The sequence below is a fragment of the Pedobacter psychrophilus genome (genome assembly GCF_001652725.1).
In the GTDB taxonomy this organism is placed as follows: domain Bacteria; phylum Bacteroidota; class Bacteroidia; order Sphingobacteriales; family Sphingobacteriaceae; genus Pseudopedobacter; species Pseudopedobacter psychrophilus.
Map to the genome: position 1 here is coordinate 1 of NZ_LWHJ01000032.1, position 26,960 is coordinate 26,960.

At 34.4% G+C, this 26,960-nt stretch carries 15 protein-coding genes and 1 pseudogene; all 16 read right to left on the minus strand.

What is annotated here, in order from left to right; genetic code table 11:
* Positions 1-432, minus strand: a pseudogene (locus tag A5893_RS16675) (tagaturonate reductase); the annotation flags it as partial.
* Between the two features lie 4 nt (positions 433-436).
* The gene (locus A5893_RS16680; RefSeq protein ID WP_068823736.1) at positions 437-2,389 is read right to left on the minus strand and encodes a glycoside hydrolase family 88 protein; all 1,953 of its coding nucleotides are present in this window, start codon (positions 2,387-2,389) and stop codon (positions 437-439) included.
* Positions 2,390-4,105 carry a glycoside hydrolase family 28 protein gene (locus A5893_RS16685; protein ID WP_082911476.1) on the minus strand — a complete coding sequence of 572 codons (1,716 nt, stop codon included), beginning with the start codon at positions 4,103-4,105 and terminating at the stop codon, positions 2,390-2,392.
* Between the two features lie 282 nt (positions 4,106-4,387).
* Positions 4,388-5,335, minus strand: coding sequence for an alpha/beta hydrolase (locus tag A5893_RS16690; protein ID WP_068823737.1), 948 nt, complete (start codon positions 5,333-5,335; stop codon positions 4,388-4,390).
* A 38-nt stretch (positions 5,336-5,373) separates the two neighbouring features.
* Positions 5,374-6,318 carry a pectinesterase family protein gene (locus tag A5893_RS16695; protein ID WP_068823738.1) on the minus strand — a complete coding sequence of 315 codons (945 nt, stop codon included), beginning with the start codon at positions 6,316-6,318 and terminating at the stop codon, positions 5,374-5,376.
* Entirely contained in the window at positions 6,315-7,298 is a 984-nt protein-coding gene (locus tag A5893_RS16700; RefSeq protein WP_068823739.1) for a pectinesterase family protein, read from the minus strand. Before A5893_RS16700 ends, A5893_RS16695 begins: the two co-directional genes overlap by 4 nt.
* A gap of 9 nt (positions 7,299-7,307) precedes the next feature.
* Positions 7,308-8,447, minus strand: coding sequence for a right-handed parallel beta-helix repeat-containing protein (locus tag A5893_RS16705; RefSeq protein ID WP_082911477.1), 1,140 nt, complete (start codon positions 8,445-8,447; stop codon positions 7,308-7,310).
* 10 nt (positions 8,448-8,457) lie between these two features.
* Positions 8,458-10,062, minus strand: coding sequence for a glycoside hydrolase family 43 protein (locus tag A5893_RS16710; RefSeq protein WP_068823741.1), 1,605 nt, complete (start codon positions 10,060-10,062; stop codon positions 8,458-8,460).
* A gap of 164 nt (positions 10,063-10,226) precedes the next feature.
* Positions 10,227-14,588 carry a pectinesterase family protein gene (locus A5893_RS16715; RefSeq protein WP_068823742.1) on the minus strand — a complete coding sequence of 1,454 codons (4,362 nt, stop codon included), beginning with the start codon at positions 14,586-14,588 and terminating at the stop codon, positions 10,227-10,229.
* 61 nt (positions 14,589-14,649) lie between these two features.
* A complete protein-coding gene (locus A5893_RS16720; protein ID WP_068823743.1) occupies positions 14,650-17,388 on the minus strand; it encodes a pectate lyase family protein in 2,739 nt (912 codons plus the stop codon).
* A gap of 107 nt (positions 17,389-17,495) precedes the next feature.
* Positions 17,496-19,406 carry a T9SS type A sorting domain-containing protein gene (locus A5893_RS16725; RefSeq protein WP_068823744.1) on the minus strand — a complete coding sequence of 637 codons (1,911 nt, stop codon included), beginning with the start codon at positions 19,404-19,406 and terminating at the stop codon, positions 17,496-17,498.
* Between the two features lie 378 nt (positions 19,407-19,784).
* Positions 19,785-20,528 (minus strand): rhamnogalacturonan acetylesterase, encoded by a 744-nt coding sequence (locus A5893_RS16730; protein ID WP_068823745.1) that lies wholly within the window; start codon positions 20,526-20,528, stop codon positions 19,785-19,787.
* A 2-nt stretch (positions 20,529-20,530) separates the two neighbouring features.
* Positions 20,531-21,952, minus strand: a complete 1,422-nt coding sequence (locus tag A5893_RS16735) for a pectate lyase family protein (RefSeq protein ID WP_068823746.1) — start codon at positions 21,950-21,952, stop codon at positions 20,531-20,533.
* 9 nt (positions 21,953-21,961) lie between these two features.
* Positions 21,962-23,473, minus strand: a complete 1,512-nt coding sequence (locus A5893_RS16740) for a pectate lyase family protein (RefSeq protein WP_068823747.1) — start codon at positions 23,471-23,473, stop codon at positions 21,962-21,964.
* A 65-nt stretch (positions 23,474-23,538) separates the two neighbouring features.
* On the minus strand, positions 23,539-25,167 hold the full coding sequence (locus A5893_RS16745; protein WP_068823748.1) for a DUF4957 domain-containing protein: 1,629 nt from the start codon (positions 25,165-25,167) through the stop codon (positions 23,539-23,541).
* 19 nt (positions 25,168-25,186) lie between these two features.
* A complete protein-coding gene (locus A5893_RS16750) occupies positions 25,187-26,959 on the minus strand; it encodes a RagB/SusD family nutrient uptake outer membrane protein (protein WP_068823749.1) in 1,773 nt (590 codons plus the stop codon).
* Position 26,960 lies beyond the last annotated feature (1 nt).

The window sequence follows — 26,960 nt, forward strand, 5'->3', positions numbered from 1 at the left end:
TATATCTTCTTCAACCAATTGTATACCTACTTCTGTGGTATTGCTGATAATGATTTCTAAAGAATCTGAAGCAGCGAAATCTAAGATCTCGTTCCATTGTTTATTTGCTGTTAAAACCCTGCTTATCGCTGATGAAACTATATTTTGCTCAATGGTGTTGCCGTTTTCTATCCCTTTAATACAAATGGTGTACAGGTTATCCTGATGATCAAACTCATCGGTACTGCCATGATCAGTAGATTTTACCACCACGATTCGCCCATTAAATATGCCTTGTCTGTTTGCCTTATCGATAAAATAATCTGGTAAACCACGAAGTAAAACCCCCGTACCAAATTGTAATACTTTTTCGGGCAAATCAAACAGACTTCGTTGTGGCTTTATCAAGCTTTCAGATGAAACCAGGCTTAAGTTTTTCTTATTTAAAATCATGGTCTTATTTATTTGGTACTTGCTTTAAAAGCCAATACATTAATTCTTTAGCTGCTGTTAGATTCTGGAAAGTATTAGGTAATTTTCTCCCATCTGTGTATTCATTATATAACCAAGGATCGCCAACGGCAAAAACTGTCCCTTTCCCCAATTTGGCTGATGCCATAATAACATCGCCTTTATTTTGAACTACTGCTCTCGCCGGAGTTGTTAAATCAAGCGTACTAATTTCTTTCAAATAAGTTTGTGGACCTGATGGAAAAACGGCGTTTCCTTCGGAAATTTTTATCATTCCCATATCAAATTGAGAGCCTGTAACCGGATTTTTCAATTCGTATTTAAACTGCATTCCAAATTGCCTAGCTAAATCATTAAAATGTGGAAGTTCGCAATTGCTCGAGTCGTTAGCCATAAGTAATAAAACACCACCCTCTTTTACCCATTCAAAAATATTTTGAATATAAGGTGCCATCATATAATGAGGAAATTCTGTTTCCTTTTTACTGTCTGGATCAACAATAATATAAACCGATGAGTTGGCTAAGTTGGAAGCCGTTGGCCCCTCCTTTAAAGTCTCTGTTTTTGCACCCATATTACGGATGCTTTCTCCTAAAATCCCAAACCCATTATTATCCCATTCGTTCCATACATAATGAAAACTTTCTGGCTTACCGATAATATCTTTTCTGGTTTCGTTATTGAAATAGTTATCTAACAAAACAGTTTTATTTTTACCGATTTGTTGAATATTTCTCAACTCCATTTCATTACTTGCTAATAAAAAAGCACCCACACCTTTTGGGTCATCTTGTACTACTTTTTCACTCAAATAATATTCATAGCTTCCATCCCGATAAGGTTTGCCGCCTAAACCTGCAACGCTTACCGTTCCGTTTAAATGGAGCAAACCTTGCGCATCTCTTGCCAAAAACTCTTTTTGAATTCCTTTATATCCTTTTTCTGCAACGGCTTCATAATTATTTGACAAATAACCTAGTCTAACACCTTTTGCTAAAGCATAAACAAACATGTTAGCAGCAGATGCCTCTAAGTAATTTCCTTTTCCGTTTGGTTGGTCTAAAACTTCGTACCATAAACCAGATTTTTTATCTTGAACGTTAGCTGTAGCAGCTGCAAAGCGATTTAAAACGTCGATTAGTTCTTGTCTTTTAGGATGATCTGTCGGGAAATTTTCCAAAACATCTACTAAAGCCATTCCATACCAACCCATTGCTCTTCCCCAAAAGTTTGGCGAATTTCCGGTTGTTTTATCTGCCCAAGCTTGTTCTTTAGATTCATCCCAACCATGATAAAGTAAACCTGATTTAGGGTCTCTAGCATGCTTTTCCATGTAAATAAACTGGTTTGCTATATCATCAAAGGCTTCATTTTGATGGAAATTTTTGGCATATTCTGTATAAAAAGGTTCGCCCATGTACAAACCATCCAACCACATTTGGTAAGGGTACACTTTTTTATGCCAAAAGCCACCTTCTTTGGTTCGTGGTTGCCCTTCCAATTGTTTTCTTAAATAAGATGCTGCTTTATAATATTTATCTTTTCCAGTAACTTGGTATAAAAGCAATAGAGAACGACCATTTTTTATATTATCGATATTATAATCAGTTAATTTATAGCGATCAATAGTTCCATCGTTTTTAACAAAAAAGTCCATGCTTTTTTGAATGTAGGAGAAATACTTCCCCTCGCCTGTACGCTTCCAAATATTTGCGATTCCCTCTAAAACCACACCTTGGTCATAAGCCCATTTTACCGGTTTTCCTTCTTCCATTAAAAGAGAATCGGCCCAGATAGTCATCACAGTTTTAGCCATATCTTCAGAAAGAGAAAGCTTAGCAATTTGATTTATAATTCCCTTTTTAGACGCACATGATGAAACGATTATCATCATCGTGAAAACAGAAAAGAAAAAATATTTTTTAAATAATGGCTTCATTTATTTAATTGTTAATGCCTTTGAAGATGCTCCAGCAGAGTAAGTGATTTTATCTTTAGATGAGGAAATAGAAGAGTTTGAAAGCTGAACTCCTGATGTTTTATCTCCAGAAATATTCATCAATGGTTTTATATCAGTAAAAGATTTTAACCCATCAAAACTGATGTTTTTACTATTGTTGATACTAATTAATGGATTAGATTTAGCGATTAATAGGTTCAAATTTTTGATGGTGATATTGCTTGCTTCGGTCAATTCCACACCTTCATTAGCTTGTATGGTAAGGTTCTCCAAATAAATATTATCAATATTCATTTCTGGCAAACCTCTTATAAAGATAGCTTTAGACGCTCCATCACAAGAAATATTCCTAATATGAAAATCTTTAAATTGTGGAGTTTCTTCTGTTACCGGGATCAATTGAACTTTTGGTGCCTCTCTGATTTCTCCAGCTAATGGAACTGGATCCTTTGCGGCATAATACATATCAAAAAGTATGGCTTCGCCGGCTATATCTTTCATGTTGATATCTGATATATAAATTTTTTCTACTACACCTCCACGTCCCCTTGTGGTTTTAAAACGCAAGCCTATATCAGTACCAATAAATGAGTTATTATAAACAAATAGGTTTCTTGCTCCTCCAGACATTTCACTACCAATTACAAAACCACCGTGAGCGTGATAAACAACATTGTTGCGGGCTATTAAATTTTCGGTTGGCATTCCACGTTTTCTACCGTCGGCATCTCTTCCAGATTTGATGCAAATACCATCATCGCCAACATCAAACGTAGAGTTTTCAATCATTACGTTTTTACAAGATTCTACATCAACACCATCACCATTTTGAGCGTAAAAAGGGTTTTTTGCGTAAACTCCCCTAAGTGTTAAATCTTCACACATTAACGGGTGTAAACACCAAGCTGGCGAATTTTGGAAGGTAACATCTTCTAATAAAACTTTTTTACATCTGGTTAAAACCAATAAGTTGGGCCTAAAAAAATCTTTCATATCTGCATAATCGGCCAAACTTTTGCCAGCAACTAAAACACTTGAATTTTCTGTTTTATCACCTTTTAAATAACTTGCAGATGGATACCATGTCTTATTATCTTCGCCAACCAAACCACCAGATTTTAAAAGGTTTTTCCATTGAGATTCTGTTAGTTTATCTTTTTTAACAGATCGCCAAACATCTCCGTTTCCGTCAATTATTCCTTTTCCTGTGATAGCTATGTTTTCTAAATCTGAACCAGAGATTGGAGATTCATTTCTAACCGAAGGTTTACCTTCCCAATTTCCCTCAATTAATTTGTATTGGCTTTTATCTTTTGTGAATTGTAGTATAGCATCTCTTTTAATGTGCAAATTCACATTGCTTTTCATGTAAATAGGGCCAGTTAACCAAATCCCTCCTGGTACTGAAACTACACCACCACCATTATTACTACATTTTGAAATTGCATCATTAATGATTTTTGTGTTTAAGAAAATACCATCCCCTTTGGCACCAGATTTACTAATATCAAAAGTATCCTTCTTAAAAACAGGTGTTTTGATAATGGGCATTTTAACCTTAAAGTAGTTGATAAACTCTAAAGAATCTGTAATGCCTGATGAATTAGCTATTAATTTGGAACTAGTGTTTGCGCTGCATGATATTAAGATGGTTTGTGATAATAATCCTAAAAGGATGATTTTAAAATTTCTCATTCGTTTATTTCTTAATATTAAATTATTCAACATTAGTAACCTTGCTAAAAAAAGATTTCTAAGTCGGATAAGTAAAAATGTAAATTTCTAAATGTAATCTTGGTTTATAAAAAACGGCATTTATTGGCTGTAGAAAACATTGTTTCTAAACAATTTTAAGGATTTTAAGCGTGGTATTTAGCCATTATGAGCTATTTATTTGTGCAATCGTTACCGGCAAGGATTGCATAAAAATATAAGATAAAAAAGATGTTCAAAAACTTAGGTTTCTCCTCCTTAATCCTATTTAAAGATTTTATTTAAGAAAGCCAATGCAAAATTATTAGTCTCATTAAACCATGGATGAAACAACCAAAAGGGGTGAGGAGTATTAGGAATTTCATGTACTTTTGAATAAATATTATACTCGTCAAGTTTTTTAATCATGTCATCTCTACCAGCATGAAACCTGGGATTTGAACTATTAATAAATAAAATTGGAGGCGAATAGTTGGTTACATTATTTAACGCCGAAGCATCATCCCAAACTGTTGGTCTTTCCACATAAGTGCCGCCCAACCATTCTGATGCTACCTGACCTTCTGAAGATTCTGGATGATGAAAAGACAAAACTCCATCAATATCAATAATTGCTTGCACATCATCAGAAATAAAAAGATTTTTACCACTTTGATATTTTTTTACTCCGCCAGTTGTGCCTACTAATGCAGCCAATTGTCCACCAGCCGAACGACCTAAAACTGCAATGTGATAAGGATCAATATTGTATTCTTTAGTGTGAGATCTGATCCATCTGATGGCTTCTTTAACATCTAAAACTGCTGCTGGATATTTTGCTTCGGGAGATAAACGATATTCTACTGAAACCGCCACATAACCTTTTTCAGCAAAAAAACGAGCTTGTGGATTACACATACTTTTATCTCCTGATTTCCATCCACCACCAAATAAAAGAATCACAACAGGATAACCTCCTTTTTTTTCTTTTTTAGGATAAGTAATATCCAGATTAAGTTTCCGATAACCCAAATCTTTAAAAGGGATATCTAGCTTTTCTAAACTGGTTTTTGATAAAGGTAATTTGGCGATTTGTATCTTTGGAAAGTTTTTTCTTTCTTTTATAAAAGCACTATAAGTTGTAAAACTTGTATCTCTCAAAAATTTTTCTTGCGCCAATAGTGATAAGCATAGAAAAAGAGTCGATAAAAATATACTTAAAAATTTCTTCATTAATATTAGTTTAATTGTCTTCCGTTAACCAAATAAACCTATTCAGGTTTCCAGCCCCGTAAAACATTTTCCAATGTGTATTCTTTGGCTTCCGCCAATGTTAATTGACGAGACCATGAAACTCTAGTTTTTGGGTTGGCGCCTGATCCATAATTTTCGTATTCAGAAAATCTGGATAAAGCATAGGTATCTAATTGGTTCCATACTGACCAACCTTCAGCTTTGAGTTGCTCGGGTAGATAACAATGTAAAAAAGCCACATTTGCATACGGTCTCCACGGCCTGCCTAATGAAACTTTATTTAAAGAGGTATCCGCTGTAATCACGCAATTATTAAAAACATAACCAAAAGGATGCTCTTTTGGCGTGGAGGCGGCAGTAATATGAGAGTTCTTTTTGCTATGGATGTGACAGTTTTGAAACCAAGCTGTAGCCGCACCGAAAATAAAATCTGTAGTGCCTTCTATATAACAATCCTCGTAGTATTGTCGGCTTTTCTCTGAATTTAAAAATAGGATATCCTGATTGCCAACTATCCTGCAATTCTTAAAAACAGCTTTATCTCCCCGAACTTCTAAAGCAACCGCTTGTCCGGCTGTAAAGCCTGCATCGTTTTGAAAAGTGATGTTACTAGCTTTAAAATCATTAGCTGCAATTAAAAAACTATAAGAAGAGCGTGTGTTAATAGGGTTTCCATTTTCATCTACCTTTCCGGGATGATCATCAAAGGTTAAAATCGTTTTAAACTGATCTTCACCAATTAAAATTACGTTGTTTTGGGTTGAATCTAAATGTAATTTTTCTTTGTAAATCCCATTTTTGACATAGATAATTATATTTTTTTTATTGTTTAACGGCACTTTATTTAAGGCTTCTTGAACAGTTTTAAAATCACCATTACCAGCTTTAGAAACCACAAATTTGGTTTGTGAAAAAACCGAAAAACTGATTCCGGCAAGGAATAGAACAATAAAATTTCTCATTGTTTTAAAGGATTCCAATCGCAAAAAATATTTTTTAAAGTGTATTTTTTGGCTTCCGCCGATTTAAGATGATGAGACCAAAAGGCTCTTTTTGAAGTATTTGAGCCTTCGCCTAAATTTTGATACTCAGCATAAAAAGTTATTTTTTCTTTATCAGGAAACATGTCATCGCCTTTCCATGGATCCCAACCTATGGGCAAAATATGGGTTCCTAAATTCGATTTTATAAAAACTGTTTTGGCATACGGTCGCCAAGGCCTTCCCAAATAAACCTGATTAACGCCAGCAGCAGCAACAAGCTCACAGTTTAAAAAAACAAAACCAAATTTTTGTAGTGGAGTTGTTGATGCCGCAGTGACATAAGAATTTTGCAAACTTTTTATGGTACAGTTTTCAAAAACTACGGTTGCTTCACCAAAAATAAAATCGGTAGTTCCTTCTATATAACAATCTTTAAAATAGTTACGTCCATCTTTTGCGATGTATAACGTATCTTGATTGCCTAATATGTTGCAATTTTTTATGACTACTCTATCCGCTTCAACCATTAAAGCAACCGCCTGACCAACTCTGCCCGCAGTATTTTGAATGGTTAAATTCTCTGCACTACAATCTATCGCCTCAATTAAAACTGTATAAGAAGTATAGGTACTGAACTTAGAATTTCCCGTAAAATCTCCACCAGGAAAATCTTTACCAGAATAATCATCATTGGTAATGATGGTTTTTTCTTTGCTTTCGCCGATTAAGGCAATGTTTTTTTTCCAGGATGGGATCACTAGTTTTTCATGATAAACGCCGTTTTTTATAAAAATAGTTACCTTTTGTTGGGAGTGATCACGAACTTTATTTATTGCTTCTTGTATGGTTTTAAAATCTCCAGATCCATCTTTTGCAACCGTAAATTTGAATATTTGAGTTTGAGCTTGTAAACCCAGCATCAGCGTAAGCAAAAAAACAAGAAGGCTTAATTTTTTCATGCGAGTTATTTAGTTTTTTGGGACATTAATGTCGGGCAAACTACCATCCACTTTGCGAGGTTTAGAAAGTGTTTTTAAATCCAGATCTAAAAACTCGCTCATCTTAAACTCTTTATCCAATTGCCAACTATTATGTTGAATTACGCTTTGATCTGCATCTAAATTACCAAGCGGACCATAAACCACACAATTTTTTACTACCAATTTTGATACTTGATTTTTACTCCCAAAGCTTAAATTTTTACCTTTATTAAAAAATGAAACACAGCTTAACAAAGCCACTGCGCCACGGTTACTATTATGATCAAAGCCACTTTTGGTGTTTCCTGTAGAAATACAATTGATGTAAGTCGCATTGTGTTTCAATAATTTATCATCACTTCCACCTGTTTTAAATCCGTTTCCATCACCACCACTTAACTTTCCGTCTTTTAACATCCCGTTATTAAATGCCCAACAATCTTCATAAATTGTAGTGATATCATCTGTTTTTTTAAGGTAACCATCCCAACCATCATCCAAATTTTGCCATGCCCGGCAACCTTTAAATTTATTGCCAGAACCCACATCAATTTTACAAGCGAAGCCGTCTGCATTTTCAATTTTAGAATCGGCATTAAAATAAGAATCACAATTTAAAATAAGGTTATTTGCTGCTCCTGCAACCAATTGCAAACCTGTATCAGAACATTCTGAAAAAGAGCAAAACTCGATGGTATTATCGTGACCGCCAGTAATTAGAATACCGTTATCGCCTGCTTTAAAAATATCAATCCCTTTAATATGCCAATTACTACTCCTTAAAATAATGCCTTGGTTTGAATCTCCTTCGCTTAATGCAGAAAAATCAAATTTTGGACGTTTTGAATCTGCTGGGTTTGCTATTAAAGTTATTTTCGCGTCTTCTGTTCCGTCTGTTTTAATATCAATTCTTTGAGAGAATTTATAATCTCCGCCCTTCACTAAAATTTCATCTCCAGGTTTTGCATTTTTTATGGCTTCTAAAACTTCTTCTGGATTACTTACCATAATTTGATTTCCATTATTTCTATCTGCGAAAGCAAATGAGCAAAAACACACAAAAATCAACATCATCAAACTCTTTAATAAAAAGCTAGAATTATTCTTCTTTACATTAAACTTCATCATATTTTAATTGTTAATTATCTATTCTAAAAAAATCAAAATCGGCATAGCCGGTATCATTAGATTTTTGATTTCCTAAACTATAAAGGCCTAATTTTGCACCCGTCCATTTTCCAGGTTCGGCAATAAATTCACCCTCTATTTCTTTATAAGTTTTACCATCCAAACTATAATAGAAATTACATTTTGCACCGTTTGTAACCGCAACTTTTAAATAAACTTCTGGCGATTCTAATTTTAATAGCTGCTCAGTTTTTTCAGGATTTCCTTTATCTGCTTTTTCGCAAATACCTTTCATCAGGTATAAACCATCAGCTTTGCTCTGAATAAAAATAGTCGCATAACTCCATCCTAAAATAACCAAACCAGCCCTTTCATTCTGAACCTTTGGATTAGGCGAAAATTTTAATTTTGTGGTTACGGTAAAATTATCAGCAGGAAGTTTTTGCCCCAAAATGTTTGGCACATCCCAAAGATTTTTAATGCTATCGGTATAAATTGCATAAAGCCTTAAATTTCCATTATGGTTTGTCATTAACCAATTTCCATTATAATTAGCTTCCCATTGCCATTGTAATCCTAATTTTTGATTGTTAAATTCATCAGATTCTAGTGGTGTTTTTATGGGATAAGATTTGCCAACATTAGGTTTTTTAAAAAAAGAAACCGGTTCTCCTTTTCCATCGCCATCTTTATCTACTCCAATAACTGGCCAATCGTTTATCCATTTCATGGGTTGCAAATGGACCACTCTTCCATAAGCGTTTTTATCCTGAAAATGTAAAAACCAATCCTCGCCAGTTTGTGTATTTACCCAAGCACCTTGATGCGGGCCATTCACTAAACTTTTACCTTGATCCATCACCACCTTTCTTTCGTAAGGCCCTAAAATATTTTTAGATCTTAACACCAATTGCCAGCCAGTTGGTACACCACCGGCAGGAGCAAAAATGTAGTAGTAATTGTTCCTTTTATAAATTTTTGGACCTTCAATAGTTGGGTCGGTCTCATGTCCATCATAAATAATTTGGCTTTCGTCGATGACTTGAGTGCCTTCTAAATTCATGGGAGCAATGGCGATCAGGCTTTTTATGCTAGCCCTACTTCCCGCATAAGCGTGAACTAGATAAGTTTTTCCATCCTCATCCCAAAGCGGACAAGGATCAATAATTCCTTTGCCGGGATAAACTAATATCGGTTTAGACCATTCATTATTAGGATTATCCGTTTTTACCATATAAACGCCATAATCTCCGTCTGGATAATAGATGTAAAATTCTTTATTATGATAGCGAATAGCCGGAGCCCAAACCCCATTTCCGTGTTGTGGTTTTTTGTAAACCTCAAAAGGAGGTTGCTTTTTTAAAGCGTGGTTTATGAGTGTCCAATTAACTAAATCTTTTGAATGAAGAATGGGTAAACCCGGAATGTGCTCAAAACTAGAAGATACCATATAAAAATCATCACCAACTCTTATGGCATCAGGATCAGAATAATCTGAATTTAGAATCGGATTTTTATAAGTTCCATTTCCTTGGTCAGCTACCCAAACTTTAGAAACATCTTGAGCTGATGCAAAATGAGAAATAAATAAAAGGATAATTAAGAAGTTCTTCATTTCTTGGGTTTTGAAACAACTGGTATATCCAATTTTACAAAGAAAATAAGCGGATTAAAAGCATTTGCATATATAATTCTATGCAATCGATACCGAATTGAGGAAATAAAAAAGGATGCACCAACCAAAAGTGCATCCTTAAACTAATTAAAATTAATCAACAATTAGTTTTTTATAAATTTCAAAACTGATTGTTCATTGCCATTATCAAACATAATAAAGTAAGTTCCAGTGCTCAATTTGGAAATATCAGTTGAAGTTTTAGAACTCTCTTTATTAACACCAATAGTATAAAGTTTTTGTCCGTTAATGTTAACAATGTTTAAAGAAGCTCCATCATTTGCTTTAGGATGAATAACATTTAAAACAGTTGAAACAGGATTTGGATAAACACTTAAGCTAATGTTGCCTGCATTATTTACAGTTTCTACATTACTATATTTATTTGCTCCATTTAAATCAATTTGGTTTAAACGATAATAAGCTGTTCCTGTAGCCGGATTATAATCTACAAAGTTATAATCATGAATTCCAGCTGTATTAAAAGAAGATATTGTACCAATCTTGATAAACGATACTCCGTCTATACTTCTTTCTATCTCGAATTTTGAAGTGTTTATTTCATTGGTTGTTCTCCAGTCTAACTGAACGGTAGCAGACAGACTTTTAACTAATTTTGCTTTGAAGCTGATTAAATCTAGAGGTAAAGCAGTTGGATTTCCAACGCCAAACGGACTAAAAGAAGTATAACCAGAAGCTGTAGCTAAATAAGGTGAAGCGGTTGTTCCGGCACCTGAAATAGTTGCAGTATTTGAATCCCAATTTCCTCCTGTATAATGAAACATTGAGGTTGCACTTGCAGGATTAAACCCTGCACCCTGATCGCCAGTTAACCAACCTAAGCTTACGGTTGCATTACTTCCTCCAACAACATCCTCAGTAATATTCCATTGTTTGGTTACTGCTTTAGAAGCATCGGTTAAAGCATTATCAAACGTATTTTGAACGCTCACAGAAAAATTATCCGTTGTCCCCGCGTTATTAATAGTTACAGGAGAATAACTTGTTGCGGAAGTACCAATTGGAAAAATAACATTTGTAGCTCCTACATTATTTACCTTTAATTTTCCTAATCCGTTAGTAATTACATAGGCATCAGAAGAACCACCAGTAATAGTTGAAACTGTCAAATTATTACTACCTAAAGTGATTTTACCTGTACCAGAGAGTGCTAATGTACCTGTATTTAAAGGTGATTGTAAAGTGTAACTTCCAGCTAAACCAATTTTAAGATTGATAAGTTTATTTGTTGCATCATTATAACTGTATTTGCTTGCAGCTCCTGTTAAGTTAATGGTAAATGTAGCTGCAGAATTAGATTCAAACGTACCACCACTTACCATAAAATCTTTACCGATATTAAAAGTACCATTAACCGTTCCGTTCTCTCTCACTAAAACCTGCCCGCCAGTTTGTTCATAACCATCTGGAAAAGTCATGGTGCCATCGGCATTGAATAATGTGATATATGTTGCCCCTGTACTTTTAACTGTAAACTTTCCTAAAACATTTGTTGATGTTAAATTTCCGCGTATCGCATAATATTTCCCAGACAATTCTCCCTGATTATCCCAAATAATATTGGCATAGTTAATTGTACTTTTAAAAATGTCAGTTTGGCTACTAATTAGGCCTGTAATTAAAAATGTTGAACCAGTTTTCCATGTGGCTGTTGGTGCATTAGGGGAATTTGCATTATGCTGATAAACACCTGATGACTCCACCGTAAAAACATCTGTTCCATTTAAACTTATAGCATTAGAATTAACCAACTTACCACCAACTTCAATTGCACAACTACCATTGGTGCCAAAGGTACCGTTGATATTCATATCACCATTCACTAATAAATCTATGGTGTTAGCATCTCCATCATTGGCTAATAAAAGATTGGCACCAGAATTTACAATTAATTGGCTTCCCAGTTTAACAGTTGTTAAATGAATATATCCGCTACCATTAGCCAATGTGCTAGATACAGTTACTGTATGTCCGTTTAATATAGTTGTCTTTCCAGAGTTATTATACACTGGATAGTTAGGAGCAGGATTTATCCAAGAAGTACCATCATAACGTTCCCAAGTACTTAACGCAGTCCAATCTCCGGATTGATATGACCTAAAATCACCAGAGACTGGAGCAATGGATGATTCACCTTTAAAAGTTAAATCTTTTATTTTTCCATATCGTGGCACACCAGTACTACCACAAGAAAAGTAGAGTCTAATTTTTAAGGTACTATTTGCCGCTAAAGACACTCCAGAAGAGCTGTTTAGAGCTAATCTGTAAATAACAGATGTACTGCTTGTTTCATTTGCAAGTAATATAGGCGTTGTGAAAGCACCATTTGCACTACTTAATAGTGCGGTTCCTCCGGCAGAGCCACCAGTTACTTCGTTGATTGTTGCAAAATTATCGGTAGAATATGAAACCGCTAATTTGGTATTACTACTTGTGTTGTAAAAGGATGAAGCAAGAATAATTGAATCTACCCTGACAATATGAGTTGCATCTGATGTAACTGTAAATTCCTCATAAAAAGTCCTGCCTAATGTGCCTCCAGGTCCACCACTTGCAGTTGTCCAAGAACCATCAGTAGTTGAAGAAGCCCCAAAAGCTTGACCATGTGCTGTAGAATATGCAGTAATTGTTGAACCCGTAGAGGCATATAAATTATTTAAAACAGGTACTGTAGCTACAATACCTACCGCTCTAACTGATGAATTATCAACATTGTCTGTTGTAAGCGGCCAATTAATTAAAGGAGTTGAAACAATTAAAGCTGAACTTTGAACTGTACCCGTTACAGCTTGATTTATAGTAACCGCACCTGTACTTGTATGTGTAATATTTCCTGAATAAGTTGCTGCAGAACTTGCGTTTAATCTTACAGAAATTATTGTACTAGCAACCGCACCGCTTACAGGCGTTAAATGAATTGGGTTAGCAGCTGTAAACCAATTAGTACCTCCGTTTGATGAGATTTCGTATCCTGAAGGTGGAGTAATAATAATATCTGTAGTTAAATCTACAGCAGAAACTGTATAAGATTGTGAAGTTGAAGGAGTTCCTAATCCTTGAAGAAATGCACCTAAAGAACCTGTTACGGTTATAGTTGGTACACTAGAAATGGTTACAATATCAGATGCGTAATCTGAATATGTAGCTTTTGTTGCCTTCACATAATATTGATAACTCTGTCCCGGAGGCGGATTTGTAGCTGTATAATTAAAATTCACATTTGAAGTAGCAGAGGTTTGTGTATTAATAATTGAAAAATTAACACCATTATCAGTACTTCTATAAACATCATACTGAACACCAGAAATTGGCCAGCTAATATTCCATTTAAAAGGAGTGGTTGTGGCTCCTTTTGTACCTGCAAAATTAGAGACTACTAATGGTGCAGCATAAGTTGCTCCGTCCTCAAAAACTGCAGTTGGATTCCAGCCTGCAAATAGATTAGCATCTGAATAAACTGCTGCTTGAGTTGCATCAAATTGTTTTGACCAAGAAATTCTTTGGCTCACATCAGTAGCAGTTCCGTCCGGATTTTTGCTTTGATATTCACCATAATTAATTAGCGAAACATCAGTACCAGCATCCCAAATTGCCCATCCAACAGGGTTTACTGAAGTACCTATTTTTGTATTTAAAAAAGCTGTTTGATTTCTTGATTTTGAGGCAAAATCAAATGCTGTTTCATTTTGCCAAGGTCTTCCCAAAACATATTTGGTAACTCCAGTGTTTGCGGTTATTTCACAATCTCGAAAAACAAAACCGTAAGGCTCCGGAGATTTAGTATTTGCTGCAGTAATATAACTATTTGCTAGATTATCTTTTCTATCTTTTGGATAGATTACGCAATGGTCAAAAACGGCCCTTGCATTTCCAAAAATAAAATCAACTACACCATCTACATAGCAATTTAAATAGTATTGTCTTAAGCCGTTATTGTTAGCTAGTAAGGTATCTTGCCCACCTAAAAATCTACAATTTTTGAATGAACAACGATCATTGTTTACGTTTATAGCTAATGCTTGTGGAGCATCACCTGTTGTGTTCTCAAAGGTTATATTCATTGCACTAAAATCGGTTGCATTAACAATTACTGTTGCAGAATTTGAAGTACCATAAGTAGTTCCACCTCCGCCCGGAATGGCTTTTCCATTAAAATTATTAAAGCTAATAATGGTGTTATTCACACTTTCGCCTACAAACTGAATAAAGGGTTTGTTAGAAGGAATAATCACATTCTCTACATATTTCCCATTCTTGATAAATATCCTGTATGGAGATGTTAATCCTGTTGGAGCCGCATCAACCGCAGCTTGAACTGTTAAATAATCTCCGGATCCATCTTTTGCAACTGTTTTGTCGTAGGCTGCAAAAGCACTATGCATCATAAAAATCAATACAAAAGATAGTAAATACCTCAAGCTAATTCTGGTAATAATTGGTTTCATAATTTTTAATTTATGTTAAAAAACCCAAAAGTTTTTTAAGAAAACAGTTGGGATTAATTGGTTACTTTTTTATCATTTTAATGGAACTGGTATTTAGATCTGTTTGATAATTGATCATATAAATACCTGAACTAAGTTTAGAAATGTCTAATTCACTAATGGCTTGATTGGCGCTAACTAAATGATTTAATACAAGCTTTCCATTTACATCAATTACCCTAATTAAACCTCCTTTTGAATTTAAACCATGATTCACGATAATGATATCATTTGCCGGATTTGGATAAACTGAAAGAACTTGTTCTTGAGTAATTCCGACCTTAACAAATTCGATTTTACTTAAGGTCGCTTTTCCATCGTTATCATTTTGCTTAAGCTGATAGTAATTATTTCCGTTTAAAGGTGATTTGTCATTAAAAGAATATTGGTGAATACCCGATTTATTAATTGCTATTTGAGTCGAAATTTTTTCGAAATCGCCAAAATCACCTTTTCTATTAATTTCAAAATCTTTGGTATTTACCTCATCTGTAGTGGTCCAGGATAATTTTACCGATGGATTTGAACTGTTTTCTAATTTAGCATCAAAAGCTAAAAGTTTTAAAGGAAGTGTTTGCGCATTTGTATTTGCTTTTGGGAAGAATTCTACAATATCGGCACCAGCCAAAAGTGGAACAACAGTTCTCACAACAGATGCGGCGATTGGCGTATAAGTATAATAACTTGATGGAGAGAATACTGCAGTAGGATTAAATTCGTCAAATTTTATTGATCGACCTCCAGGATTTAACATAGCTGGATTTATCTGAGCTGTAATTACAGGCAAACCACTATCATCATATTCATTCCCAACTTGTTTTAAACCAGTTGCCGGATAATTCCCTGTTTTAGAGGTAAAAACATCATCACTATTATTGCCAAAAACTGCTTTAAAATCAGCATCAGTTCTATCGGCATACATCCCCCAACGGGTATTTAAAAAGAAATTGTTTTCAGCATAAACAGATGCGCTATTTGCAGCCGCAATTCCATAAAGCTGAACCTGTTCTTCTAAATTATTTAATACATGTACCTCTCCAAAACGAATTCTAGGATTTCTAGAATTGGTATTGAAAAAGTGATTTGCATAATAGGTGATTTTTAATCTTCCGTTATCAATAACACCTTGAGCAGGATTATCTGAATGACCATTTAAGCTTGTTTTCCAACTGTATCTAAATTTTGTCCATGAAATGGTTACATAGCTTGCGCCATCTTTAACATCAACACCACCATCAGGATGCTCGGAATCTGCTGGGAAAGCAGTTGGATGACCAACCGTACAATGATCTACCCATACGTGATGAGTTTCTGGTTCTCCAATATTTATCCCATCATCATAATAATCCTGTATAGATATATTTCTTATCAGGATATTAGAAGAGCGTTTAACGTTGATACCAAAGTTAATTGTAACGCCTCTACGGCCTATAATCGTTAAATTTTCTTGCTCTTGAATAGTAAGCATAGAATTAGCCCAGATAGATTCTGTACCTCCAGCGCCAGTATAAATCCCCGGTTCTAGCACAATGGTTAATGGATTATTACTGTAGAATTTGTATTTAATCCTTTTCTGTAAAACATCACAAAGTTTAGCAAACTCTGATGGGCCATTAATATAAACAGTATCATTTGTTCTGCCAGCAATTTGCGCCATGCCACCAGTTGTTGGTCCTGTAAAACCATCGGCTGCAATTGATGCAAAGCCTACAACATTATTAAAATTTAAACTTGGAAATCCTGTTACGTTAATTGGGTTAATAATGATTGTCCATATTTTGGTAGAATTATCTTGGGCAGTAACCGTATAACTCAATGATGTGCCAAAATTTCTTGCAGTATTTACAGCCGGACTTATAGTTGAGTTTGCAGAGGCATAAATATATTTAGGAATGATATTATTCAAATTAGCGTTATCGGGCATATTTACAGTAATTGTACCCGCCGTTTCATTAATTATTGCAATTCCTAATTGCGAATTGGCCAGCCTAAAATCAGTAATGTTTTTCGCTGCAGAACTTACTTGAGAAACGGTTACATTCCACATTTTTATAGCACCACTTTCTGCTGTTACTGTATAACTTACAAGGTTACCACCTGAAAAATTTCTGGTTGCGCTTGCTGTTGGACTAATGTTAGATAAGTTAGAAATGCCTATACTTAATGGTGCTACATTAGTTAAAGAAGTTCCGTTAAGTACATTTATAGAAATTGATCCTGTTGAAGTATTAATAACTTCATTACCAACCTGACTGTTCATTTTAAATGAAGTAATTTCTGCAGCGCTACTTAACCCTCCTGAAATGGCAACTAAATCATGAACTTGTGTGTTGCCACTTGTTGCTTCTATTCTAATATTTATACCACTAGCTGAATTTAAAACAGGGTATAATGTGGTTAAATTGTAAGAAGCTGCAGTACTAACAGCAAGAGTAGGTGTAAGTGTGGTATAAGCCGCTTCTCCAGATTTCTTATATTTTATAGTAACAGTTCTTGTACTTGTAGACGTAGATTTCATGTTTACCGTAAACGAGCTACAACTACTTAAAGCAGCTTCTAAATATCCTGAAGGGCTGTTGATTTGAATCATTCCCTGACTGCAAACTCCGTCGGCAGTTTTTGTAGGGCTAATGGTACCATCACTTGCTAATAAAGCAGCTAATGTTGTAGAATTAAACTGGGTGTTGATAAGGGTAGTTTGTGCCTTTGTTATCGCTTTAAAGCTTAATAAAAAAACCACCAATAAAAGTATCTTTTTCATAATGATGAATTTAATGTCTTGAAAAATTTTAGGCAAAACATTACAATTACGATCGTTAAATCGTTAAAAAAATATAAGAGAGCTTAATTAAACTCTCTTATATTTCACTATTTTTTAATAAATTTTAATGATGATTTTTCTGATTGGTCTTCTAATAAAATAAGATAAGAACCACTTGCCAATTGGGAAACATCTAATTGTGTTAATGTAGAACTAGTTGATAAAGATTGTTGAAACATTGTTTTTCCATCTAAACTTAAAACTTTAATTAGAGCTTTATTTGATGCAGCTGGATGGCTAACATTTAAAGTATTTTCTGCGGGATTTGGATAAATAGATAAGCTAATGGCAGATTTAATGTTTACAGGAACAATGCCACTAAACTTTGATTTACCGTCATTATCAACTTGATTTAATCTATAATAGGAAGTTCCACTGTTTAAATTTGCATCAGCAAAAGAATAGTTTTGGATACCAGCTACATTTTTACTGTTAACCGTTCCTATAGTTTTAAAATCTGAAACATCAGTTCTTTTTTGAATTTCAAAATTCTTGGTATTTATCTCATTTGTTGTGCTCCAATTTAAATTTACTGTTTTTCCTAAAGCATCTGGTTTAGCTGTGAAAGAAAGGAAATCTAAAGGAAGCGTACCTGTATTTCCAACTGCAAAATTTCCGTTCGGACTTTTGATTGTAACTCCGCTAATTGTGGCGGTATAAGGTGATGTTGCACCTGAGATAGTTGCAGTAGACTCTGCCCAAGAAGTGCCAGTATATTCTCCAATTACAATTGGCATAGCTGCATCAAAAGAAGCTGCCTGATCTGCAGTTGACCATCCTAAGGTTACTGCTAAATTTGATCCAGTTGTTGAAGGGATAATGTTCCATTGCTTATTTACAACCTGTGTAGGTTGAGAAGGAGCATTGTCAAAGGTATTTTTTACTTTCACAGAAATATCTGATAAAGTACCAGAATTGTTTAAAGTAACCGGATTGTAAGCAGTTGAAGTTCCAACAGGAAATAAAACATCAGAATTACCAACTTTTCTTTTTAATGCCCCTAAAGCTTTAAACCATGTATCGGTTGTTGTCAAATCTGTGGTCAGACTAGCGTCAAAAATTCCATTTGTGTTAATTTGTAAATTTGCTGTACCGGTAGTTCCGGTCGCTTTAAAAAATGCTCCAGCTTTTATTAAACCATTTACATTTAAATTAACCACACCACCGCCAGTTACATTAATTTGAGAGACATTAGCTAATGTTTGAGTAGATGCGCTTAAATCTAAAGTTCCATTGATGTTATAAGTATAAGTTCCTGCAGAAGATCCATTATTGTGAAAATAACCTGATGCATCTGATACTGTTATAGTCTTACCAGTATTAATTGTGATAGTATAATTATCTGTACCCGTTGGTGTATATATCGCAGATAATGCATAATTCCCAGATTGTGTGAAAGTAACATCCTGATCTAATGTAAAACTAGCTATTCCACCAGCAGCACTTCCTGCTCCACCAAGCATTCTTAATCTACCTACTATAGAAGTTCCTGAACCTGTTAATGTTATATTTCTAGCATTTACTGGAGTTTCAAAATATATTCCGTCTCCGGGACCACCAATTGTTCCATTATTTGTAATGGTAACATCAATTGGATAGGTAAAGCCAGTCCCACCTGTTGCAAATTGTATCCTTCTTGCGGCAGCTTCATTAGCCCATAATTTACCATTATTTTCAATAGTCATTGAATAACAAGACCTATTAGAACCAAACATACTGATAATATGATTAGCTCTAATATAAATAGAATGAGTTCCAGACGGGGTAGCAGAAGTGGCCGTTCCACTTCCTATTGCCATTGTTGAAATATCAGTTCCAGCGTTGTAAGTTTCCCATACATCCGTTGATCCACTCCAGTTTCCAGATTTTTTACTGGCATATATAGTTTGGGAAATTGCGTTGTTTGCTACTAAAAAAAATAAGGAGTAAACAAATAAATAAAGTAATTTTCTTTTCATAATGATTGATTTTAAATAGTTTAAATAAAATTATAGCTATAAATAAAAATCGAAAAGTTGGATTAGCTTAATGGAGTATCTTCATTGAGAATAATTATCCAGAAATTTCCTTCTATTTATAATTGGTTAAATAAACTTAAACAGTTTATCTCTGTGTTTTAATTAATTAGCCAATTAAAAATGTGCAATCGTTGCCGCATCGATGCCGAAAATTTAGCTTTGAATACTTAAGAAGAAAATTATCGTTAATAATTAGGTAGAATAAAAAACTGAATTTTATGATGTGATAAAGACATCATTTCTTAAGGATTATATAATTTAAAATTTAGGTTTTTAAGTAGTTAACAATACGATAGCGAATTTTATGTTAACTTCTGTTTAATGCTTTACGATGTGGTTTTTTAATGGTAATTCTATTTCTTTAATCCCTTCTAAAACTAATTGTGCCATTTTTCTGGCGCCTAACTCATTAAAATGAGTATCGTCTTTTTTTCCATCTGGATAATTGGGATTTTCGCCAGGTTGTAAATGATTATATAAAAGCATGGATTTATCTGAACCTAATTCTTGAATTAAAGCCATGCTTTTTTGCGAGAGATCAATTAATGGAACGTTTAATTCTTTAGAAACTTTTCTTACCAATTGTGCATAAATTTTATGGGTATCAATCACTTTTCCGTTTTCATCAAAAGATCTGCGGGCAACCGGTGTAATTAAGATTGGAAAAGCTCCTTTTGCGCTCGTTTCATTTGAGTATTTTTTAAGATACATCACAAAATCATTTTCTGTGGTGTAAGTTTTTTTAGTGGAAACTTCATCATTATGCCCAAATTGAATCAAGACGTAATCTCCAGGTTTTATTGAATCTAAAACCGGTTGCCATCTATTTTCTTCTAAAAAGCTTTTTGTACTTCTCCCATTTTTCGCTAAATTTTTTACATTAACTTGGTCATTAAAAAACCAGGCAAAAGGCATTTCCCATCCAGTTTCTGGGTAAGCTTTTACTTCTTTAATTGATAGGGTAGAATCGCCAATTAAATAAACTGTAATTATTGGTTTGCTTTTAAAAGCAAATAATATTGACACTAAACCTAAAAGAAAGAAAATCTTAAGCTTCGTCATCTTCATTTTATATCGACCAAAGAATTAATATAAACTTCTATGTTGGTATAATTTTTTTCTACATTAAACTCAGCAGAATCATTTTTAGCTGGATTTAATTTATTCTTAATTTCCCAATTATCAGGCATACCATCAAGATCGGAATCTTTTAAAGGAGGCAAACTTAGTAAATTAGGCCATGCCACTTTAGATATTTCATAAGGCGTACCATGCTTAAAGCCGCCTTGCACATCAATCATTTTTCCTGTTCTGGTTTTTACCGCATTAATCACACGTTGATCTAAAGTGTCTCTTTTTGGTAGTATAGCGCCTACATATTTTAAAACATCATCATATGCTTTATTTGCAGAACTAGTAGGAATTGACATTACTGACATTGGTGTTTTAGAAATCGCTTTTTCTTTATCGCTTTCCTCAAACTCTTTATCTAGTTGTACTCCAAGCATATTATCTCTTGTAACTTCCGGAAAACCATCTACAAAATTGTCAGAAATATAAAATTTACCAAAACCAACATCCTTTAAAAAACTAGGATTTACGATACGATTTTTAACATTTTTGCTAGTTGATGGACCATATTTGTAGTAATTAGCTACCATGTTATATTCACCACCTTCACCACCGTAAGAAGTGTTGTGTCCCCAATCATAGATTACATTATTTCTAAAATCAGCTAGTTCTTTCGTTGCTCCTAACCTTGCACCATTCCATCTCGGGTTTCTGCTTCCACAATGAGCGAACAAATTATGATGCGCAGAAAAATGCTCCCCACCCCAAATTCCTCCATAACCGTGATGCTCAAAATCTTTGTCTCCTTCTTCAAAATGATAACTGTAATTAAGCGGTTCTTCTATTAAGTTCCATTGCAATGTTGTGCTATCTCCACGATAAACAGAGAAAACCTCATCCGTACTCCAACTAATGCTACAATGATCAATAATGATATTATTTTTTTTTGATCCTCCAAAAGCATCATCGGCACCAGCTTTATCAATCATTCCTTTATTCTGATATCTATCGCCCATTCTAAATCTCATAAACCTAATGATGATATTATCTCCTCCTAACATTACTGGATAATCTGCTAAACAAATTCCGCCTCCAGGTGCAGTTTGCCCTGCAATAGTTACGTTTTTACTAATAGATAATTCTGATTTTAAATGAATGGTTCCTGAAATTGAAAATACAATTATCCTCGGATGTTTTGCTGTAACTGCCTGCCTAAAACTACCATCTCCATCGTCTTCTAAATTATTAACCACATAAATTTTTCCTCCTCTACCGCCTGTTGTATATTTTCCAAAACCTTCTGCATTTGGAAAAGCAACTGGCGTTGTATCCGCATCTACGGCGGTAACTGTTTTTTTAACAGTACATGCTAAAAGTATAATGGTTATGAGGATGAAACTTAAATATTTTAACATAATTGAGTTTTATTTAGCTTGGTTATCTGTAATATCCTTTACCAAAGAGTTTAAATAAACTTCAATATTTTCATAACCTGTACTTAAATCATGTCCGTTTGGATTTGCAACTTTTGGGTCTAACTTATTTGCGGTTTCCCAAGCGTCTGGCATTCCGTCTCCATCTGTATCTAATGGGGTTGTTGTTTGCATCAATAAAGGCCAACCGCCAACATCAGTTTGGGTGTCAATTATTCCGGGTAATTTACTTATTGAACCAGTAAACGTTGCTGTTCCATTCTTTACATCAGTAGTTACTCTTGTATCAACAGCATCTCTCTTTAAACTAGCTCCCACGTACAACAATACAGCATCATAAGCTTGTTGTGCTGTATGTTCAGGTATTTCTGTTGATGGAAAAGCAGTGGTTTTTTGAACCATTGCCTGGGTAACTCCTGAATCATAATCTACTCCACCATTCCAATTATTTGTAGTTACCGCGGTGTTGCCAACAACATAATTACCTACAATATAGAATGTTCCGTAACCTACTCCATAAGCTGCAGGATTAGACGCTCCAGTAGTCACATCTTTAGTGACTTGCATAATTCTTTTATTTTTACTTGTTGGAGTTGCTGGACCAGCTTTATAATAATTATTAACCATATTATATTCCCCATTTTCGCCACCATAAGCACTATTGCTGCTCCAATTATAAATTACGTTATTTCGATAATCTACTTTATCAATCCCATATTTACCTATCATCGTTCCGCTACCGGCACTATATCTTAATCCTCCGTCAAATCTTGGGTTTCTACTGGTGTGATTAGCTAATAAATTGTGATGAAAGGTTGCTGGACTACCTCCCCAAATACCACCATAACCATGAGCACCTTTTACATGACCAGAATTTGTCATGCTTTCTGAAATGATACACCACTGCATAGTAAAGTTTTTATTATGATAAAAAGACGCAGTCTCGTCTATAGACCAGCTCATAGAACAATGATCAATCATCACACTTTCAATATCCCTGCCTCCAAAAGCATCACTTTCTATCGTTGCAACATTAGTTGCACCTAATCTAAAACGCATATATCTTATAATCACGTTATTTGCATTGATTAAGAAATCATAATCTTGAATGCAGATACCATCACCCGGAGCAGTTTGTCCTGCAATGGTAACATTAGCGTTCTTTATTTGGAGACTACTTTTCAATTTGATGTTTCCAGAAACTTCAAATACAATTATTCTTGCACCGGTTTGTCCTATGGCGTCTCTTAAACTTCCTGAACCTGAATCATTAAGGTTAATAACTTTAATTATTTTGCCACCACGTCCACCTGTTGTGTTTTTTCCAGCTCCTTCGGCACCTGCAAATGCATAGGCAGTTTCTGTTATTTTGATTGGGGTTTCTACAATCGGAGGAATAACTATTGGAGGTGTTGAATCAGAATTCTTTGTTTTCTTGCAGGAAATTGTCCCTATTGAAAACAGTATCCCTATTAAAAAACAGATTTTATATTGCTTACTCATATTGTTTTAATCAAAAATGGACGGTTATTTTACCGTCCATGTAGTTGTAATTGATAAGATTTATCTTAATGCCATCTTGGGTCACCAATTGGATCATTTGCAGTTCCAGAGGTTCTCAATTCAGAAGTTGCTGGTAATGTAAATGTAGTTGTGGTATTTGTCCAGCCTAAACTTATTGTTTTATTATTTGCTGCTGCTACAGAAGTGCTCAGCGTAACTAAATTACCGTCTCCTGTATTAAGGTTAAAATAATTGTTATTATTAAAATTTAGCGTTCCACCTCCTTTAATTGCATTGGTTCCAACTGTTTGTCCTGTTATTGGTGTATTTGCAATGATAGAATTTGTCATGTTAAAAGTAACAGGGTTTGTATTAGCATCTAAAAAGATATTGTTTTTAGCTCCAGATCCAAAACCATTTAAAGTGATATGATCAATCGTAATTAAAGGTGTTTGAGCCGCTGTGATATTTGTGGCCCAACTTATTAACTGTCTTGCAGAATTGTAAATGGTAGAATTTGTTATACTTAATGTTTTAAACTCAGCTTTATCCATCATGAAATAACTATATGAAGAAATGCCGTTATCATAAAGGATATCATTTTCAAACTTTATATCGTCAAATTTATGACCATTGTTTCCTGCTCTATTGGCTCTAATCAGGCAATTTTTTGTTGAATGTACTTTAGAGTTTTCTACAATGATGGATTTAAAAGTGGCTGCATCGCCATCTGCGTTTAATCCTACCACATTAATAAAATAATCAGCTACTGTTGTTCCGTCAAATTCGATTCCTGAAAATTTTAACCCCGCTCCAGAACCTTTAAGATTAAACTGCTTAAAATTAATTTTGGTGTTATTTGGGTTTTTCGATACTGATTGTAGCGTAATAGTTTTTGCGATTATATCCGTATTGTTACCAGATGATGCTAAATCATAAGTGCCTGGTTGAAGAGCAATAACTGCATTATTAGGCGCATTTGCTATTATAGTTGCTAAATCATCAGCGGTGGTAACAGTTTGTGTAGCAATTGATGTTGCCATTGTTGTAAATGTTAACCTACCTCTTGATACTGTTCCTGAGTATATTTTGGCTTCATAATTAGTGTTTTGAACTAAGCCTGTCGCAGTAATTTGTCCTGCACTTGCTGCAGTTGCATCTACCGGAACTGTTACGGCCGTTCCAGATGTTACAGGTGTAACAACAATTCTGGTAATTCCTGTAGTTACTTTCCACTTAAATAATGCAGTTGTTTCTGTAATTTGGGAAGAATAAAGAGGTAAAAATATTTGTTCTACTCCTGTTTTAAAGGTGGTGGTTACAAACTTAGAATCTTGAGTTCCGTTAGTTCCTAAAGCTTTCAATCTTACAGAATAAGTCGTGTTACCTTCAAAACCTTCGGCAGTATAAGGTAGTTGATTTAATTTAATGCCTTCTATAGTTTTATAAGGAGTACCTGAAAAATTAAGGTTAGCATTATCAAAAAATTCTAAAGTATAAGATTCTGCTTTACCAATTTGCTTCCATGTAAGCCTAGGTTGAGTTACATTGACAATACTTACAGTTAAGCCGGTAGGAGATAAGGCGCTATCTAAATTTAATGTTTTTATTTCCTTTAGTTCATCTTTACAGCTAGCTATAATAGCTAAGCCTAAAAAGAAAAAGAATGTCTTGAATATTTTTTTAGTTTTCATTGTTATAGTTTATAGAAAATTAAAAGTTATCGTTATTTAAAGTACCGTTAGAATTCTCGATAAAAAACTGCCAAATAGGCCAAACTGGTTGGGTACTTGGGTCTCTTACAAAAAGAGCATTCCAATATGTTGACTGATCTGCAGTAGAAACTAGTGTCCAAGTTTTGTTTTCTGTATAACCTCCTGCTAATCCTGCAGCATCGGTATCGCCAAAATTTAATCCATAAATTTGTACAGTTTCATTATTTGCCAAAGTTTTGAAATAAATTTTAGCAGGTAAAGCAGCATATTTGCCAGTCCTGGCTTCTAATTGCTGTAATTTTATCTTGTTTTCATTTAATTTTGAAGTCAATAAGTTCCAACGAATCAAATCTGCTTTACGCAACATTTCACCGCAAAACTCTAAAGCTCTTTCATCAACGATGGCGTCAGAAAATATTTTTTTAGAAACAACAACTTGGGTCATAAATGCATCAACTTTTGCCGGATTGTTTGGAAAAGCTCTTGTACGTATTCTTTTTAAATATGGAGCGGCAGCAACAGCGCCTTCTAATTCATTGATAGCTTCTGCTGCCATTAAAAACACATCTGAATACCTCATGTATATCCAGTTTAAACCATCATCATTTGTAGAAACAACTTTTCTATTCATCCACTCATAACGGTATTTTCCAAAGTATAATCGACTTAAAGCTGAAGGTACTTGAATCCCGTTAGTCCATTCATAAGGCACAACCGAAACATCCCTTCTAACATCGTCTTTATCGTAATCATAAAACAGAGCAGGATTTGGTCCATCTGTTCCGCCTTTATTTTGTGCTGTATATTTATCAACGGTAGTGTGTCTTACACCTAGATCAAAAATCACCCTTCCTCTACCTTCGGCAAATGGAATTTCCCACATTGATTCTAATCCGGCTTTATTGGTTTCCTGGTTTAATGTTCTAAATGTTTGTTCAAAACCTGGTAAGGTTAATTTACCGCTATTGATAATTTCTAAGCATTCTTTCTTAGCAATTTCATACATTTTTTGAGAAGCCAAATCGGGATCTGTGCTTAAACGGGTTTGTCCATCTAAGTGTTTAGAATAACCACCTGCATAAAGTGCTAACCTAGCTCTTAACCCTTTTGCAAATGCTTTATTTACACGCTCAACAGTACTAGTAATCGCAGTTTCATTTGGCCATGGCAATAATGTAGCTGCCTCGTCCAAATCTGCAATTAATTGCTTGTATATAACGTCTTTATCACTTCTTGGTAAGTATTGTGTTTCAGTTGTAATAGGTTCAAAACGAGCAGGAACATTTCCCCATCCTTTTACTAAATCGTTATAAAGAACTGCTCTTAACGTTAAAACTTCGCCTAATATTTGAGCAAGTTGAGGGTTACTTTGTACATTACCGTAAGTCTTTAAGCCTACAATTGCCAAATTTGCCCTTTCTATAGCTTCATAAAACTTAGCCCATGCATTATTATCGGTATTCATTTGGCCATTATCAACATTGGTATTGTAATTAGCTAGCCTTGCTTTATCATCAGTAGTGTTTTTTAAACTGTTATAAACTTCTACATCTGTATTTATTCCATAATTAACCAAGTATCTTCCTCTGTAAGAATTGGTTTCTCCAAATGATTGTAAAATACCTGCAACTGCGGTTTCTGCTAAGGCAGGTGTAGAATATACTACAGATGCATCTAAAGCAGACTCGTTAGGGGCGTCAAAAACATTTTTACAAGAGCTAATAATCCCAGTAACTGTAATGATGAATAAAATATATAGTGTCTTTTTCATA